Source organism: Insolitispirillum peregrinum, from assembly GCF_900156605.1.
Taxonomy (GTDB): domain Bacteria; phylum Pseudomonadota; class Alphaproteobacteria; order Rhodospirillales; family Rhodospirillaceae; genus Insolitispirillum; species Insolitispirillum peregrinum.
Genome location: NZ_FTOA01000006.1, coordinates 33,811 through 49,868 on the forward strand (window position 1 = coordinate 33,811; position 16,058 = coordinate 49,868).

The window sequence follows — 16,058 nt, forward strand, 5'->3', positions numbered from 1 at the left end:
GAGTTGCCCCGATGTCTGACGACGAGTTGTTGCCCCCCGAGCGGAAGGCCGCCCCGGCACCGCGATCCGGTGCCAAACCGGTGCGCAAGGTCAGCAAGACGTCGCTGATGAATGCGGCGCTGTACCATCTGGGCCGCTTTGCCACTTCGCGCACCGGGCTGCGGCAGGTGCTGGAGCGCAAGGCGTGGCGGTCCCTGCAGGCCCATGGCGGTGATGCCGACGAGGTGGCCGGGTGGATCGAGGCGGTGCTCGACAGCTTGCAGAAGCAAGGATGGCTGAACGATGGCGCCTTTGCCGAGGCCCGCGCCCGCAGCCTGAATGCCCGCGGCACCGCCACCCGCACCATCCGGCAAAAGCTGGCACAGAAAGGGGTGGCAGCGGACGATATCGACGCTGCGCTGGACCGGTTGGGGGAAGAGCAGGGCTTTGACGATGCCCGCCAGTCGGACCGGATGGCCGCCGTTGCCTATGCTCGCCGCCGCCGTCTGGGGCCATGGCGCGGAGACGGGGAGGGCCGTGTCGAGCGGCGGGAGCGTGATCTGGCGGCGCTGGCCCGGCAAGGCTTTGATCTGGACATTGCCCGGCAGGTGATCGATGCCGAGACACCGGAACAGGCCGAGGACTGGGCGGAAGGTGTGGACTGAAACGACACAGCCCCCGGCAGGGGTCTCCCGCCGGGGGCTGTGCATCACATCACGACATCAAAGCTTACAGGCAGACCTGCGGCGCTTCGGTGTTTTCCTTCGGCAGGGTGGCGCTGTAGCTGGCCAGCCCGGCGTCATCGAGCTTCATCACATGCTGGATGATGTCGTTGGCGGCGTTGCAGAAGCTGACGCGGTTGTCGAGGCTCTGGACCGAAACGCGGTTGGCGATGTAGGTCACATAGTTGTCGAGCTGGCTGCTCGAGCTTTTGCCCCAGGCCCCCTGGAAATACTGCTTCATGGTCTTGCCGCTGTTGCTCAGCGTCTTGTTGAAGCGGGTGACGAAGGCATCGTATTCGTTCCGCTTGTCACAGGACAGGGCGGCAACCATCAGGTGGTTTTGCAGCGAGCGCATGTGCAGGGCGCTGGCTTCGGTCTTGTTGGCGCAACGGCTGGGGCCCTTGGCAAAGGCTTCGCCCGGCACCGAGGTCACCGATACTGCCGCAAGCGCTAAAGCGCCAGCAAAACCGCGCGCCCACACCGACAGGCGCTGACCCTTCTTCTGGTAGCTCATAGGTACATCCCTGAACTGCGAGCCGACTGGCTCGGAGACTGACTGCATAAGGAAACCGGCGGGATGCATGCCATTGCCGCGACTGCTTAGCGCGGTTCGGAAATGTCCATCTGCCGGATATGGCCGAAAGCTACCATGGCTGCGGAGCGCCTCAAAGGGGGGAAATCAGGGAAAAAGGAGAAGATCCGTTACGACCCTCTCTCTATTGGGGTGAGGAACGCCCTTCCCGCTCAGAAACGGACGCTGACACTGAGCGAGCCAAAGCGGTCGGCGCTGTCCTGACCTTCGAATTCACGGCTGCGCCAGACCTGGGTATAGGCGATTCGCCAGTCATCAATGGTAACAGCCAGACCAGCCTGCAGGTCTCCGACCAGTGGCCGTTTATCAACGCCGGGGCTGTCGCGAAAGGTATTGCCATCCAGAAAGATGTTCCGCGCCACCGCCCGTCCGGCGATGCCACTGAACAGATACCAGCCAAAGCCGCTTTGGGGGACAAAAAAGGTGGTGCCGGACAGGCCGGGGCGGATGCGCGGCGGACCGTAGTCATGGGGCATGTTTTGCCCCAGTCGCAGGGTTGCTCCGGCGCTGGCTTCGGTCAGGATGGTTCCCAGCGAGGCTCCCAGATGCGGCGTCAGGTCGATGCCAACACCGGTATCGGGGTCTGCGTTGCTCCATGCCCGCCATTTGCGTTCATAGGTCAGGACGGCACCGACCTCATCCTGCAGGTGATAGGCATCCCAGCCCTTGGCGGTTTCCACACCAATCAGGCGGTGCCAGTCATTCTGCACTGTTTCGCCATGGGCCGAGGGGCCGACCATGCCGACCAGCAGTTCCAGTGTGTCGAGGCGGCTGCCGGTGTCGGACATCAGGGTCGCCCCGCCATACAGCCAGCCGGTATAGGGGCGATCCCCCGGTGAGGCGGTGGTGCGCTGGGTGTCGCTGGGGGTAAACAGGGAATGGCCCAGTGACAGCCCCCAGCGATTGCGGCCTTCGGTTGCCATGAACGGGATGGCAGATCCGGCCTGTACCATCCAGTCCGGGGCCTGATCTTCCCCGGACAGCCACGAGGCACGCAGGCCGTTGGTGTAATGGCGGTCGGTTCCGCTGACCAGATCGTTTTCGACCTGCAGGCTGTAACTGCCAAGGGCGTCAAGGGGGCGCTCTGCCGTGGCGGTTTGGGCAATGGCCACCGGACTGCTCAGCAGCCCCAGACACAGCAGGCAGGCGGACAGGCTGGCAGACAAACGAAGATCGGGCATCGACAGGGTACGCTCCTGTGGTTGCGGGCAGCCCCTGAAATGCATCGCGGGGGGCTGCGCTGCAACCCCCCGTAACGACACGATTTCATCTGAGCGGCAGACCCGCTGGTCTAGGTCACCGGGACCGGATAGCCGCGCAGTTCCTTCACCGCCTTGTTGACCTTGTTCCAGTCAATTTTGGTGCCTTCGGGGACGGCATGGGTGATCATTGCCACCATGTCGGTGGTCAGCGGCATGTCCGGCATCGGCTCGTTGTATTCCAGCGCATCCCAGCCTTCGTTGGTCGGGTGAGCTTCCAGCCACAGGCGGCCTTCACGCCATTCGACGATCACGCGGTCGTTGACCACCTTGACGTTGGTGCCCGCGTTGACGTGTTCGTACAGGGCCTCGACGTTTTCCGGGTACATGCGCAGGCAGCCTGACGAGGTGCGGCGACCAACGCCCCACGGAATGTTGGTGCCATGGATACGGTACAGGTCCCAGCCCAGATAGATGGCGCGGTTGCCCAGCGGGTTGTCCGGGCCGGGGCCGATAACGGCGGGCAGTTCCGGCTTTTCACGGCGCATACGGGCGGTCGGGTACCAGCTGGGGTCCTTGGTCTTGCGCAGCACGGTGGTGGTACCAACCGGGGTTTCCAGACCTTCGCGGCCAATACCCAGCGGATAGGTGTCAACCATGACACCCTTTTCAAAGCGGTACAGGCGCATCTGGGCGAGGTTGATCATCACCCCGGTATCGATTTTGGCCGCCAGCAGGTGCACCGACGGGATGCGGATCTTGTGGCCGGGAATCGGTAGCCAGGGGTCCACTTCCGGGTTGGCGGCCTTCAGCTCCAGATAGCCCAGGCTTTTGGCGCGGGCGATTTCCAGCAGGTCGTCACCCTTTTTGACTTCATAGGTGCTGAACAGACCTTCGCCCAGATCGGGCTGCGGGATCACTTCGGTCGGCTTGCGCTCGGACTCTTGCGCCGGGGCGGCGGCAACGGCCTGACCGGCCTTGGCGTCGGTTTTGGCCTGTTCGGTTTTGGCCGGGTCCTGCGGCTGGGTGGCAACCTGCGACGCCGGTCTGGCGGTCGGCATTTTGGCGGCCTGCGCCGGGGACAGGGCTCCGGCGGCAGCGTTGACACCGTTCCCACCGGTGGCCGGCGGCGGTTCACCCCCGGCGCAGGCGCTGAGCAGAGCGGCAGCGGCCACGGTCAGGGCCAGGCTTTTCAGCGTTTTAGCCATGGTGATGCCCGTGGTCCGGCTCCCCTGCGAGGCCGTCATGGACGGCGTCGGCTGAATGGCGGTGGTCATGCGGTTTGATCGCGTGGCGGATGTCATCGTGCTCATGATCGTGATCGGCGTTCCCGCCCCCGGGGGGGTGCTGGTGAGGATGAGAGTGTTGATGGATGTGGGCGTGTTCGTGGACGTGAGTATGCTCGTGGCTGTGTTCGTGGCCATCGCTGTGGCGGTGAACATGGCTATGGCTGTGGGCATGTCCGTGATCATGGGCATGCTTATGGGTATGACTCCCGTCCATCGCCGTTTTCCCCTTGCTCCCGCATACGCCGCCGGGTCGTGTGTACCCGGTTGTCCCCAGAGTGTCCCGTTACCAAAGTTTCATGGACCCTAGCATGGAACGGCGGTGCAGCAAACCGCGCGAGACATGCAAAAAAGGGGAGGCTCCATCACGCTTGCGTGAGAGGCCTCGCCCTTGTGGGTCAGGGGGCTGCCCCCCTTGTTACACGTTGAACAGGAAGTGGAACACGTCCCCGTCCTGAACCAGGTATTCCTTGCCTTCCGAGCGCATTTTGCCCGCTTCCTTGGCACCGACTTCGCCCTTGCAGGCGACGAAATCGGGGTAGGCGATGGTTTCGGCGCGGATGAAGCCGCGTTCAAAGTCGGTGTGGATCACGCCAGCGGCTTCGGGGGCTTTGGCACCCTTGCGCACGGTCCACGCCCGGGCTTCCTTGGGGCCGACGGTAAAGAAGGTCAGCAGGCCGAGCAGCTCGTGACCGGTGCGGATCACCCGCGACAGGCCGGTTTCTTCCAGACCGAGGGTGGCGAGGAATTCAGCCTTTTCTTCCGGGTCGTCAAGCTGGGCGACTTCGGACTCGATGGCCGCCGAGATGATCACCGACGAGTTGCCCTGAGCGGCGGCCATCGCCGCAACCTTGGCCGACAGGTCGTTGCCGGTGGCCGCCGAGGCCTCATCGACGTTGCAGGCGTACAGCACCGGCTTGGAGGTCAGCAGCTGCAGCATGCCGTACACGCGACGCTCGTCGGCGTTCGACGGTACGAACGTGCGGGCGGGCTTGCCGCTGCGCAGGGCTTCCAGCACCGGCTCCATCACCGCCATCTGTTCCTTGGCGTCCTTTTCCCCCGACTTGGCCTTTTTCGAAATCGGCACGATGCGCTTTTCCAGGCTTTCCAGATCGGCCAGCATCAGTTCGGTTTCGATGGTCTCGGCATCGCGCAGCGGGTCAACGCTGTCATCGACGTGGGTGATGTTGTCGTCTTCAAAGCAGCGCAGCACATGGACGATGGCGTCCACTTCGCGGATATTGGCAAGGAACTGGTTGCCCAGACCTTCGCCCTTGGATGCACCGCGCACCAGACCGGCAATGTCAACGAATTCAAGCTGGGTCGGGATGATGGTCTTGGACCCGGCGATTTGCGCCAGCATGTCCAGACGCGCATCCGGCACCGCCACCCGGCCAACGTTCGGCTCGATGGTGCAGAAGGGGAAATTCGCAGCCTGGGCGGCCGCCGTCGAGGTCAGGGCGTTGAACAGGGTGGACTTGCCGACGTTTGGCAAGCCGACGATACCGCAGTTGAAACCCATCGTTATCCATCCTTCCGCTGGTCTGCATCCTCGTCAGACTTCAGTCTGGCGGACGCAGAAGAGTTCTTTGGCTGTTTTGCTTCGCCCTCAGCCTTGGGGGCGTCATGTTTTGGCTGGGCGTCTTTTTTCGGCTTTGGCGGCTGGGTGGCCAGCGTGACCTTGTTCATGAAGCCGCCCTGATCCCCGCGCAGCAGCAGGGGGAAATGACGCGCAACGGCGTCTAGGAACGGTTCCATCCACGTCTGGTCGGCCTTGCCAAAGTCGGACAGCACCCATTTGTGGACCAGAGCCTTGTCGTGGGGACGTCCGATCCCCAGACGAATCCGGCAATAGCTGTTGCCGATGTGGGCGTCGATGTCGCGCAGGCCGTTATGCCCGGCATGACCGCCGCCAACCTTCACCCGCAGCTTGCCGGGGGGGAGTTCGAGTTCATCGTGCAGCACGATTACCCGTTCGGGCGGAATTTTGAAAAACCGGCAGACCTCGCCGACCGATTGCCCTGACTTGTTCATGTAAGTCATAGGCTTCAGCGCCAGCAGGCGTTCGCCGCCAACCTCGCCATCGGCCAGTTCGCCCTGATACTTGTTCCGCCACGTCCCAAAGGAATGGCGGCGGACGAGTTCGTCCACCGCCATGAATCCAATGTTATGGCGGTTAGCGGCGTATTCCGAACCCGGATTGCCGAGACCAACCACCAGAAACATTGTTATTCCCCTTGCGCCTCATCGGACTTCAGGCCCGACGGAGCAATGATGGTCGCGATGGTGAAATCGCGGTCGGTGATCACCGGGGTCACGCCGGCCGGCAGGGTGATGGCCGAGAAGTGAATGGTGTCGTTCAGCTCGGCAGCGGCCAGATCGACCACCAGCTGTTCCGGCACGTCATCCGGCTTGGCGTGAACTTCGACTTCGTGACGGACGATGTTCAGCACGCCGCCATGCTTCAGGCCCGGGCAGGTGTCCTGGTTGTCGAAGTGCACCGGCACGGCGGTGGTGACGACGGTGTTCTTGCCAACGCGCAGGAAGTCAACGTGGATCGGGGCATCGGACACGACGCCGAACTGCACGTCCTGAGCCATGCAACGGAAGGCTTCGCCATCAACCACCACGTCGTACTGGTGGGTGTAGAAGCCCGGCTTGTTGAGGGCGGCGAGCAGCGGACGCGGGTCCATCGCAAACATCACGGGAGTCTGCTTGTCCCCGTAAATCACACCCGGGACCAGGCCCTGACGGCGGATCGCGCGAGCTGCCCCCTTACCTGCCCGGTCACGCTTCTGAACGGTGAAGGTGATCACTTCGGTCATCTTTGGAATCTCCGTAGAAAAACGGCGGCGGCCTCCAGGGGTGCCGACGCCGAACCCCCGCCCGATGCGGGGAAGGTGGTCATTTACACGGAAACCCCCGTTTTGGCAACCGTCCGCGACGGCCTGATCACAGGGTAATTTGCGTTGCACCGTCGGTTTGTGGCAAGGCAAAGCTGAAACAGGTGCCGCCGCCGGGCAGATGGCTGACGGTCAGTTCACCGCCCATCAGCTCGACCAGTTGTCTGGTCAGGGCGAGGCCGATGCCGGTTCCCTCGACCATCGAGGTATCGCGGCCCAGACGGCTAAACGGCTGGAACAACTGGTTGCGCATCTCTTCGGGGATGCCAAGGCCGGTGTCGGACACGGAAAAGACGATCCACGGGCCGCTCTTGCCCTCGGGCGGGGCGAGGCTGGGGGCAATGTTGAGCCACAGCTTGCCGTCGGGGGTGTTGTACTTGACGGCATTGGACAGCAGGTTGAGCAGAATCTGTTTCAGGCGGGTATGGTCGGCAAACACCCACACCCCGGACGGAGCGGTAACGGTCATGGTCAGGTTGGCGGAGTCGGCGGCGGGCTGGATCAGGTCCTGACAGTCACGGGCCATGGTGGCGACATCGACCGGTGCCATGTGCAGCGGGATTTTCCCAGCTTCGATCTTTGCCAGATCAAGGATTTCGTCAATCAGGCTCAGCAGGTGTTGCCCGGCACGCAGAATTTGTTGCACCTGATCGCCCTGCCGTTCGGTCAGCGGCGTCTTGCGGTTCATCTGCAACAGCTGGGCAAAGCCGAGGATGGCATTCAGCGGTGTGCGCAGTTCATGGCTCATCGAGGACAGGAACTGGCTTTTGGCGGTGTTGGCTTCGTCGGCGTGGCGGCGGGCTGATTCCAGCTCGGTCTGGATGCGCTTGATGTCGCTGATGTCGGTGCGCAGGCAGACATGGGCTCCGCTGGGGGTGATGGTTTCCGATGCCAGCACCCAGCGCCCGCTTTTCAGCTCGATTTCCCGTTCACCGCCCTGACGGAACAGCTCCAGCCGCTGGGCAAGAAAGTCTTCCTTTTGTTCGGGTGTCAGTGCGTATACCTGATGGTCAATGCCGGCGCGGATGATGGTGACAAAACGCTCACCTTCGTAAACGGACCCGACACCGGCACCGTACAGGGCGCGATAGGCGTCATTGCACATCAGCAGTGTTTCGTCAGCGTTATAAATGGCAAAGCCCTGCGGCAGTGAGTCGATGGCTTCGCGCAGGCGGCGGCGGCTGTCTTCCAGATCCTGCAAGGCCTGCCGCTCGACGGTGACGTCTTCCTGCACGGCGACAAAATGCGAAATGCTGCCGCTGTCATCCATGATCGGGGCAATGGATGAACGGACCCAATAGGAGGCACCATCCTTGCGCCGGTTGCGGAATTCCCCGCGCCAGGACTTGCCGGCTTTCAGATCGTTCCACATCGCATGATAAACATCGCGTTCCTGCGCGCCCGAACTGATCATGCGCGGCGAATGGCCGATCACCTCGCGGGAGGTCCAGCCGGAAACGGTGGTAAAGGCCGGGTTGACGTATTCGATCACCCCGGTGAAATCGGTGATGATGACCGGTGCCGGGCTGTGTTCGACGGCATGGGACAGCTTGCGCAACCGCTCTTCGCGGTGCAGGTGGCGGGTGATGTCCCGCACGGTGATGATCGCCCGTGACTGGCCTTCGATCGGGGTCAGGGTCAGGGCGGCGCGGAAACAGGTACCATCCGGGCGGGTCAGCAGAATGGCGGCGGCGGTGGCCCGTTCCATCCGTTCCAGCGCGACGCCAATGTGCACCCCGTCACTGCCGGACAGGCGGGTAAAGCTTTGCAGGGTGGACTGGGTGAGCTGATCACTGCTTTGCCCCAGGGTCAGGGCGGCGCTGCGGTTGGCGAAAATCAGGCTGCCATCGGGATTGACCTCGATGATGCCGTCTTCCACGCTGTCGATGATTGCCATCAGGCGGCGCTGCGCACTGAGGTGTTCGCGCACCACCTGGGCACTTTTCAGCAGCAGGTTGCGCAGCAGATAAAGACCGGCAAAGGCCAGCAGCAACAGGGTCAGGGTCAGGATGATGGTCTGGGACAGCCACAGGCGGTGAAAAGCCTTGGCGGCATGGTCCTGCAGGGCTTCGGTGATCCGCTGCTGGCTGTTGGCCAGCGGGCCGATGCTCCAGGTCGAGATCATGTGATGATCAGCGACATCCGGTGGCGTTTCGACCGCAGGGCCATGGGCCAGCAGGTACTGTTCGGCCTCGCTGAGAAACTGTTTCAGCAGGGCGTCGTAACTGTCGATAGGCCCGTAAAAGTACTGGCGCACGCCTTCGGGAACCGGCGGGATGTCCAGGGCTGGATCGCCATCAACCAGCAGGCGGTAACTGCGCTGGATCTGCTGCAGGCGTTCGGCAAAGCGGATGCGGGCGTCCTGTCGGGTCTGGCCTTCGGGTTCATTCTCGATTACCTGCGCCCAGTTGACCAGTTGCTGGGTCTGGTGATGATGCTGGGCGGCGACGGTGGCCTGGCGGGCCAGCTCGTTGCTTTCCATGACATACAGGCTGTTGAGGGCAAAGCCGGCAATGATGCCTGCAGCCAGCAGGGTAAACACCAGCCCGAGGGCGCGGGCCATACGCTTCAGGGTGTCCTGGTCATCGGTCCTGACACGGGTTTGTCTGGTCATATAAAAGAATACCGCCTGCGGACTGGAAGTCATTTGTTCAGAGCCTACACTATTCCCCGGTGAGGGCAATTGCCTCAGGGGCTGCGTGGCTGACAAAGCGGTCCCGTTGCAGGCGGTAAACTGCTGGTTGATCAGGCCGAACGAGCGACCAGACGCTGACATCCGGCGAAAATCACCAGCGACAGAACGCACGAGATGGCCATCATCAGGAACAGCGGATAGGGGGTGCCGTTGTGGATGATCCCCAGACTCTGGGTGGCCAGTGCCCCGCACAGCATCTGGATGAACCCACCAAGCCCGGCGGCGGCTCCGGCCATGCGCGGTTCGACGGCCATCCCTCCGGCCTGGGAATTGTTCAGGCTGGCACCGTTGCCAAAGGCCATCACTGAACCGGTGACAAACAGCAGCCACGGCGAACCACCAGCGGTGCTGATGACGATCAGCACCAGCAGGCCGACGACCGTGCTGACCGCGGCCAGTCCGCCGCCCAGCAGGATCATCCGGTCAATGCCCATTCGGGGCGACAGGCGGGCAGACAGCATGTTGCCGCTCATGAACGCCAGCGACAGGGCGATATAGGCCATGCCATAGGTCGAGGGCGTCATGTGCATCTGTTCCATGGCGACCTCTGGTGCACCGGCCAGAAAGGCGAAGTATGCCATCATCACCGCCGCGCCAAAAAAGGCGTAGCCGTTAAAGCGCGGCAGGCGCAACAGATGGCTGAAGGACGACAGCAGACCGGCACTGGCGGCTCCTTGCGCCCGGGCGTGGTTGGTTTCCGGCAACCGCCACGCCAGCAGCAGGGCGAGCAGGCCCAGTGCCACCAGCACCACAAAGTTCCAGTGCCAGCCGAAGCGGTCGGTCAGCAGCCCGCCAAGGGCCGGGGCCAGCATCGGAGGGACGATTTGCCCCATGGTCAGCTGGCTCATGGCGCTGGACACCTGCTCTGATGGATAGATGTCGCGCACCATGGCGCGGGTCAGCACCATCCCGGACGCCGCCCCGGCGGCCCCCAGCACGCGGCCTGCGATCAGCAGTTCCATGGTTGGGGCGACCAGACACAGCCCCGCCCCGGCGGCAAACAGCACGGTCCCGCCAATCAGCGGCAGGCGACGGCCATAGCGGTCGGACAGCGGCCCCCACACCAGCATTGAACTGCCAAAGGCGATCAGCGCCAGACTGACCAGCATGTGGGTCATCGCCGGGCCGACGGAAAAATGCTCCCCGATGGCGGGCAGGGCAGGCAGGATCATCTGCATCGATACCGGGCCGCTGGCGGTAACGATCACCAGCGGGGCCAGAAAGCGCAGACCGGGGCGGGGACTGGAAGAGGCAGGCTCGGGAGAATCGGGGGCGGGCTGGTCATGGACCATGACAAGGTTTCCTGCTACAGACATGATGCCGTCACCGGGGCAACATCGACTGTTTCTTTTTGGATGAAGGACAGTTGCGTCTGTAAACGTGCGTCGCTTTCTGTCGGCTGTCCATCCCCTGCACTGACGATTTTCCCTGTTGTTTTCTCTTGTTGCCGCCGGGTGCCATGATGTCCCTGTTTGCCTCGTTGCCCCGCCCGCTGTGGGGATTGCTGTTGTCCGGTCTGGGGATGCTGATCATCAGCCCGGACGGGATGCTGCTGCACATGATCCGGCAGGCCGGCCTGTGGGAAACCCTGTTCTGGCGCTGCCTGGGGATCGGGGTGACGCTGTTCGTCGTTCTGTTGGCGCTCTATCGCCAACGCCTGTGGGGAATGATTGCCGGATTGGGACGGGTGGGGCTGCTGTCGGTTTTGACGCTGACCGCCTCGAACCTGCTGTTTGTCGATGCGATGGTTCATACCAGCGTGGCCAATACGCTGGTGTTCATGGCCTCGATGCCGCTGTGGAGCGCGATCTGCGGCCTGCTGTTCATCCGCGAAGCCGTGCAGCCCCGGACATGGGGCGCAATTGCGCTCGGGCTGGGCGGGATCGGGGTGATTGTGTCCGATTCCCTGCGGCTGGGCGGTGACAGCCTGCATGGCGACATGGCGGCGCTGGGCGCGGCGCTGGCCTTCGGGCTGAATCTGGTGGTGCTGCGCAAGGCGGGCAACCGCGACATGACCGCCTCCCTGATGCTGTCCGAAGGGATGACCGCGCTGATTGCCCTGCCGTTTGTCAGCACCTGGTCCTTGCCGACCCATGACATGATGTTGCTGGGATTTCAGGGCTTTGTTTACCTGCCGCTGGCCCTGACCCTGTTCATGGCCGGGGCGCGCTATGCTCCGGCAGCCGAAGTGGCGTTGCTGTCGCTGATTGAAACCGTGCTGGGGCCGTTGTGGGCCTGGCTGGTGCTGTCCGAAGCCCCGTCAGTGCGCGCCCTGCTGGGCGGGGCACTGATCATTGCGGCGGTGGCAGGCAATACGCTGCTGGGGATGGTGCAGGCCCGCCGTCCTGTCTTACTCGTAAAGGACTGAGGCGGCGCGGGCCCCCTGACCGTACAGGCCGGACAGGGCACGCAACTGACCGGACAGGGCACCGACCGCCTTCAGGTCGATGCCCATCGCCACACAGGCTTCGATCAGGCATTCCTCGCGCACGGCACGATAACGCATACAGGCGTCGCGGCCTGCGTCGGTGGCGAGGAAAAACACTTCCTTGCCCTTTTTGGTCCGAATGACCAGACCGCGTTCTTCCAGTCGTTTCAGGGCGTAATTGACGACGTGGGTGTCTTCGACATTCAGCACGAAACAGATGTCGGCCAGTTTCTTGTCCCGCGCCTTGTTGTTGACGGTGTGCAGGATGATCACGTCCATCGGGTTCAGGTCCGGGTAGCCCGCTGCTGACATGCAGCGGACCATCCAGCGATTGAAAGCATGCCCGGCGATGATCAGGCCAAATTCAAACTCCGACAGCTCGGCCGCCCGCTCGCTGACCAGATGGGTGGACGCCACGATGCGTCGCCCGCTGCCGGTTGCGGCCTTTGGCTCGCTGGTGTTCGGGGTCTTGCCTGTCTGTTCGTCGCTCATGCCGTCTCCTGTACCCTTATCAGGTGTGCGGATTACTCGATCTTTCCGTACCCGCCTCCGCCGGGCGTTGCAACGATGATTTGGTCCCCGGCCTGCATTTCGATCGAGGCGGTCGAGGCCAGATCAACCCGTTCGCCGGAAATCCGCTCGACCCAGGTCTGTCCCAACGCCCCCGGCTGGCCGCCAGCCATGCCATAGGGTGGCACGATCCGGTGGTTGGACAGGATGGCGGCGGTCATCGGTTCCAGAAAGCGCAGGCGGCGCAGGGTGCCATGACCGCCCCGCCACTTGCCCGCCCCGCCCGAGTCCGGACGAATGCGGAAATCTTCCAGCCGGACCGGGAACCGCCATTCCAGCACTTCCGGGTCGGTCAGGCGGGAGTTGGTCATGTGGGTATGGACCGCATCGGTGCCGTTGAAGCCGTCACCAGCCCCCGAGCCGCCGCAGATGGTTTCATAGTACTGGTGACGGTCGTTGCCGAAGGTCAGGTTGTTCATCGTGCCTTGTGCGGCGGCCATCACCCCCAGCGCGCCATACAGGCTGTCCACCACCGCCTGACTGGTTTCAACGTTCCCGGCGACAACCGCCGCCGGAGCCACCGGATTGAGCATCGAGCCTTGCGGCACAATCAGGTCAACCGGCTTCAGGCAGCCTTCGTTCATCGGAATGGCGTCATCGACCAGCGTGCGGAAGACGTACAGCACCGCCGCCCGGCAGACCGCCAGCGGCGCGTTGAAGTTGTTGGGCAACTGCGCCGAGGTGCCGGTGAAGTCCACCCGTGCCGAGCGTGCTGCCGCATCAACATCAATGCGCACCACGATCTGCGCCCCGTTGTCCATCGGGTAGGTAAAGCTGCCGCTGCGCAGGCGGCCAATCACCCGGCGAACACTTTCTTCGGCGTTGTCCTGCACATGGGACATGTAGGCGCGGACCACCGGCAGGCTGAAATGGCTCACCATCCGCCGCAGTTCCCGCACGCCCTTTTCGTTGGCGGCAACCTGTGCCTTCAGGTCGGCGATGTTCTGGTCCGGGTTGCGGGCTGGCCACGGGCCGGACGACAGCACGGCACGGATGTCCGCATCAAGGAAACGGTCGTCCTGCACCAGCGGCAGGCTGTCAATCAGGATGCCTTCCTGATCGACGGTGACGCTGTTCGGGGGCATCGAGCCGGGAGTAATCCCGCCGATGTCGGCGTGATGCCCGCGCGAGGCGACGAAGAACAGGATTTCGGCTCCGTCATCGGTGAACACCGGCGTCACCACGGTGATGTCGGGCAGGTGGGTGCCGCCGTTGTAGGGAGCATTCAGCACCCAGCTGTCGCCGGGGCGCAACTGGTCGCCACGGGCACGCAGGACGGCGCGCACGCTTTCGCCCATGCTGCCCAGATGGACCGGCATGTGCGGGGCATTGGCGACCAGACCGCCGGTGGCGTCAAAGATGGCGCACGAGAAGTCGAGGCGTTCCTTGATGTTGACCGAGTGGGCGGTGTTTTGCAGGGTGGCGCCCATCTGTTCAGCGATCGACATGAACAGGTTGTTGAAGATTTCCAGCATTACCGGATCGGCGCCATCGCTGTCGCCCTTGCCGGTGCCAATCGCCACCTGACGCGGCAGGGCCACCACCCGTTCCAGTACCAGATGCTCGCGGGTGGTAAAGCTGGCCTGCCAACCCGGTTCAATCAGGTTGGTGCCGGTGCGTTCGCGGATGATCGCCGGACCGCTGACCACATCGCCGGGCAGCATCCGGTCACGGTCATAGACCGGCACCTGCTGCCATTCGCCTTCGGTGAACAGGGACACGCTGTCGATCACTTCGGCTTCTGCCGGAGCATCCGCCGGGCGGGCGGTTTCCTGCTCGGCCACTGCCGCCGAAGCGCCCACCGCTTCGACCGACACCGCTTCGACGATCAGCGGGCGATCGGGTTGCAGGAAGCCGAACTGCTGGCGGTGCTGGTCTTCAAAGGCGCTCTTGATGTCGTGCAGCGACCCATGGGCGACAATCAGGGCGTTGTCGCTGCCCTGATAGCGCACATGGGCGCGGGGGAAGACGGTCACGCCTGCCGGGTCAAAGCCCTGAGTCTGCAGTTCTTCCACCGCTTCGCCGGTCAGGGCGGCCAGAACGTCGGCGATGCCCGGCAGGCTGTCGGCGGTCAGGATCGCTTCGACCGCCTTTTCCCGCAGCGCCCGCACATCGGCCAGACCCATGCCATAGGCCGACAGCACCCCGGCAAACGGATGCAGGAACACTTTGCGCATCCCCAACGCATCGGCCACCTTGCAGGCGTGCTGCCCACCGGCGCCGCCAAAGCTGACCAGCACGTAGTCGGTGACGTCATAGCCGCGCTCGACCGAGATTTTCTTGATCGCATTGGCCATGTTTTCGACGGCGATGCGCAGGAAACCTTCGGCAACCGATTCGGCGGTGGCCTCCAGACCAATGGCGGCGCGGACTTCGGCGGCCAGCTCGTGGAAGCGGGCGCGCACCACCTCGGCATCCAGCGGCTGGTCGCCACCCGGACCGAACACTGCCGGGAAGTGGGCCGGTTGCAGGCGTCCGAGCATCACGTTCGCATCGGTGACGGTCAGCGGACCACCGCGGCGATAGCAGGCCGGGCCGGGATTGGCGCCAGCGCTTTCCGGGCCGACGCGGAAGCGGGCACCGTCAAACACCAGAATCGAGCCACCGCCAGCGGCGACGGTGTGAATGCGCATCATCGGGGCGCGGATGCGCACCCCGGCGACGGTGGTTTCAAAGGCGCGTTCGTATTCGCCGTCATAGTGCGACACGTCGGTCGAGGTGCCGCCCATGTCAAAGCCGATCAGCTTGTCGAACCCGCCCATGGCGGCGGTGCGGACCATCCCGACCACCCCGCCAGCCGGGCCGGACAGAATGGCGTCCTTGCCCTGAAACAGGCGGGCATCGGTCAGGCCGCCCGAGGACATCATGAACTGCAGGCGCACATCATTCAGCTCACCGGCGACCTGCTCGACATAGCGGCGCAGCACCGGGCTGAGGTAGGCGTCGGCAACGGTGGTATCGCCCCGGCCAATCAGCTTCATCAGCGGGCTGACTTCGTGCGACACCGACACCTGCCCAAAGCCGACCTCGCGCGCCAGATCGGCCAGCGCCTTTTCATGCACCGGGTTGCGATAGCCATGCATCAGGGCGATGGCACAGGCATCAATGCCCTGCGCGCGGGCGGCTTGCAGACCGGCGCGGGCGCTGTCGAGGTTGATCGGGGTGATCACCTCGCCCTGTGCATCGAGTCGTTCGTCCACTTCCAGCACCTGCTCGTACAGCATTTCCGGCAGGACAATGGCACGGGCAAACAGGTCCGGGCGGTGCTGCGAGCCAATGCGCAGGGCATCGCGGAAACCGGCGGTGGTCACCAGCAGCACGCGGTCGCCCTGACGTTCCAGCAAGGCGTTGGTGGCAACGGTGGTCCCCATGCGGACCACCTCGACCTGATCGGCGGTGATCGGGTCGGTTGGCCCCAATCCCAACAAATCGCGAATCCCCTGCAAGGCGGCATCGCGGTACCGTTCAGGGTTTTCTGACAGCACCTTGTGGGTCAGGCGACGGCCATCCGGCGCCTGCCCGATAACATCGGTAAAGGTGCCGCCACGGTCGATCCAGAACTGCCAGCGACCGGCAGAGCTTTGAGCATTTTCAGTCTGGTAAGGCGAGTTGGTCGGGGAGGAAGGCATCGGGCTATGGCTCCGGTGGCGTGAATGTGTGACACCATGTTTGTATTTTGTTGAT

The 16,058-nt window shown here is 63.6% G+C and carries 12 protein-coding genes; 2 read left to right on the forward strand and 10 right to left on the reverse strand.

Going from position 1 to position 16,058, the window contains the following annotated elements; translation table 11 throughout:
- Window positions 1-11: 11 nt before the first annotated feature.
- Window positions 12-644, forward strand: a complete 633-nt coding sequence (locus tag BW995_RS15645; protein WP_076401365.1) for a regulatory protein RecX — start codon at window positions 12-14, stop codon at window positions 642-644.
- Window positions 645-708: 64 nt separating this feature from the next.
- Here the strand turns inward: BW995_RS15645 and BW995_RS15650 are convergent, their stop codons facing one another.
- From BW995_RS15650 to BW995_RS15690, 8 genes are all read right to left on the reverse strand, one after another.
- Window positions 709-1,215, reverse strand: coding sequence for a hypothetical protein (locus tag BW995_RS15650; protein ID WP_076401366.1), 507 nt, complete (start codon window positions 1,213-1,215; stop codon window positions 709-711).
- 230 nt (window positions 1,216-1,445) lie between these two features.
- Complete coding sequence (locus BW995_RS15655; RefSeq protein WP_139332959.1) at window positions 1,446-2,474, reverse strand: lipid A deacylase LpxR family protein; 1,029 nt, start codon at window positions 2,472-2,474, stop codon at window positions 1,446-1,448.
- A gap of 110 nt (window positions 2,475-2,584) precedes the next feature.
- Window positions 2,585-3,805: a L,D-transpeptidase family protein gene (locus tag BW995_RS20315; RefSeq protein WP_139332960.1), complete on the reverse strand. Its 1,221-nt coding sequence runs from the start codon at window positions 3,803-3,805 to the stop codon at window positions 2,585-2,587.
- Window positions 3,806-4,196: 391 nt separating this feature from the next.
- Complete coding sequence (gene ychF, locus BW995_RS15670; RefSeq protein WP_076401368.1) at window positions 4,197-5,300, reverse strand: redox-regulated ATPase YchF; 1,104 nt, start codon at window positions 5,298-5,300, stop codon at window positions 4,197-4,199.
- A 2-nt stretch (window positions 5,301-5,302) separates the two neighbouring features.
- Window positions 5,303-6,004, reverse strand: coding sequence for an aminoacyl-tRNA hydrolase (pth, locus tag BW995_RS15675; protein ID WP_076401369.1), 702 nt, complete (start codon window positions 6,002-6,004; stop codon window positions 5,303-5,305).
- 2 nt (window positions 6,005-6,006) lie between these two features.
- Complete coding sequence (locus BW995_RS15680) at window positions 6,007-6,603, reverse strand: 50S ribosomal protein L25/general stress protein Ctc (protein ID WP_076401370.1); 597 nt, start codon at window positions 6,601-6,603, stop codon at window positions 6,007-6,009.
- Window positions 6,604-6,730: 127 nt separating this feature from the next.
- Window positions 6,731-9,328: a PAS domain-containing sensor histidine kinase gene (locus tag BW995_RS15685; RefSeq protein ID WP_175617100.1), complete on the reverse strand. Its 2,598-nt coding sequence runs from the start codon at window positions 9,326-9,328 to the stop codon at window positions 6,731-6,733.
- A gap of 98 nt (window positions 9,329-9,426) precedes the next feature.
- A complete protein-coding gene (locus BW995_RS15690) occupies window positions 9,427-10,668 on the reverse strand; it encodes a multidrug effflux MFS transporter (protein WP_076401372.1) in 1,242 nt (413 codons plus the stop codon).
- 167 nt (window positions 10,669-10,835) lie between these two features.
- Between BW995_RS15690 and BW995_RS15695 the strand changes: the two genes are divergently transcribed.
- The gene (locus tag BW995_RS15695; protein ID WP_084194913.1) at window positions 10,836-11,744 is read left to right on the forward strand and encodes a DMT family transporter; all 909 of its coding nucleotides are present in this window, start codon (window positions 10,836-10,838) and stop codon (window positions 11,742-11,744) included.
- Here the strand turns inward: BW995_RS15695 and BW995_RS15700 are convergent.
- Both BW995_RS15700 and BW995_RS15705 read right to left on the reverse strand, forming a co-directional pair.
- The gene (locus BW995_RS15700; protein ID WP_084194914.1) at window positions 11,727-12,296 is read right to left on the reverse strand and encodes a winged helix DNA-binding protein; all 570 of its coding nucleotides are present in this window, start codon (window positions 12,294-12,296) and stop codon (window positions 11,727-11,729) included. The two genes, BW995_RS15695 and BW995_RS15700, sit on opposite strands and share 18 nt — an antisense overlap.
- A 32-nt stretch (window positions 12,297-12,328) precedes the next feature.
- Complete coding sequence (locus BW995_RS15705) at window positions 12,329-16,003, reverse strand: hydantoinase B/oxoprolinase family protein (RefSeq protein WP_076401374.1); 3,675 nt, start codon at window positions 16,001-16,003, stop codon at window positions 12,329-12,331.
- Window positions 16,004-16,058 lie beyond the last annotated feature (55 nt).

Coding starts and splice junctions, on each gene's coding strand:
- BW995_RS15645 (WP_076401365.1), top strand. CDS start 12: ATGTCTGACGACGAGTTGTTGCCCCCCGAGCGGAAGGCCGCCCCGGCA.
- BW995_RS15650 (WP_076401366.1), bottom strand. CDS start 1,215: ATGAGCTACCAGAAGAAGGGTCAGCGCCTGTCGGTGTGGGCGCGCGGT.
- BW995_RS15655 (WP_139332959.1), bottom strand. CDS start 2,474: ATGCCCGATCTTCGTTTGTCTGCCAGCCTGTCCGCCTGCCTGCTGTGT.
- BW995_RS20315 (WP_139332960.1), bottom strand. CDS start 3,805: ATGAGCACGATGACATCCGCCACGCGATCAAACCGCATGACCACCGCC.
- ychF (WP_076401368.1), bottom strand. CDS start 5,300: ATGGGTTTCAACTGCGGTATCGTCGGCTTGCCAAACGTCGGCAAGTCC.
- pth (WP_076401369.1), bottom strand. CDS start 6,004: ATGTTTCTGGTGGTTGGTCTCGGCAATCCGGGTTCGGAATACGCCGCT.
- BW995_RS15680 (WP_076401370.1), bottom strand. CDS start 6,603: ATGACCGAAGTGATCACCTTCACCGTTCAGAAGCGTGACCGGGCAGGT.
- BW995_RS15685 (WP_175617100.1), bottom strand. CDS start 9,328: ATGACTTCCAGTCCGCAGGCGGTATTCTTTTATATGACCAGACAAACC.
- BW995_RS15690 (WP_076401372.1), bottom strand. CDS start 10,668: ATGGTCCATGACCAGCCCGCCCCCGATTCTCCCGAGCCTGCCTCTTCC.
- BW995_RS15695 (WP_084194913.1), top strand. CDS start 10,836: ATGATGTCCCTGTTTGCCTCGTTGCCCCGCCCGCTGTGGGGATTGCTG.
- BW995_RS15700 (WP_084194914.1), bottom strand. CDS start 12,296: ATGAGCGACGAACAGACAGGCAAGACCCCGAACACCAGCGAGCCAAAG.
- BW995_RS15705 (WP_076401374.1), bottom strand. CDS start 16,003: ATGCCTTCCTCCCCGACCAACTCGCCTTACCAGACTGAAAATGCTCAA.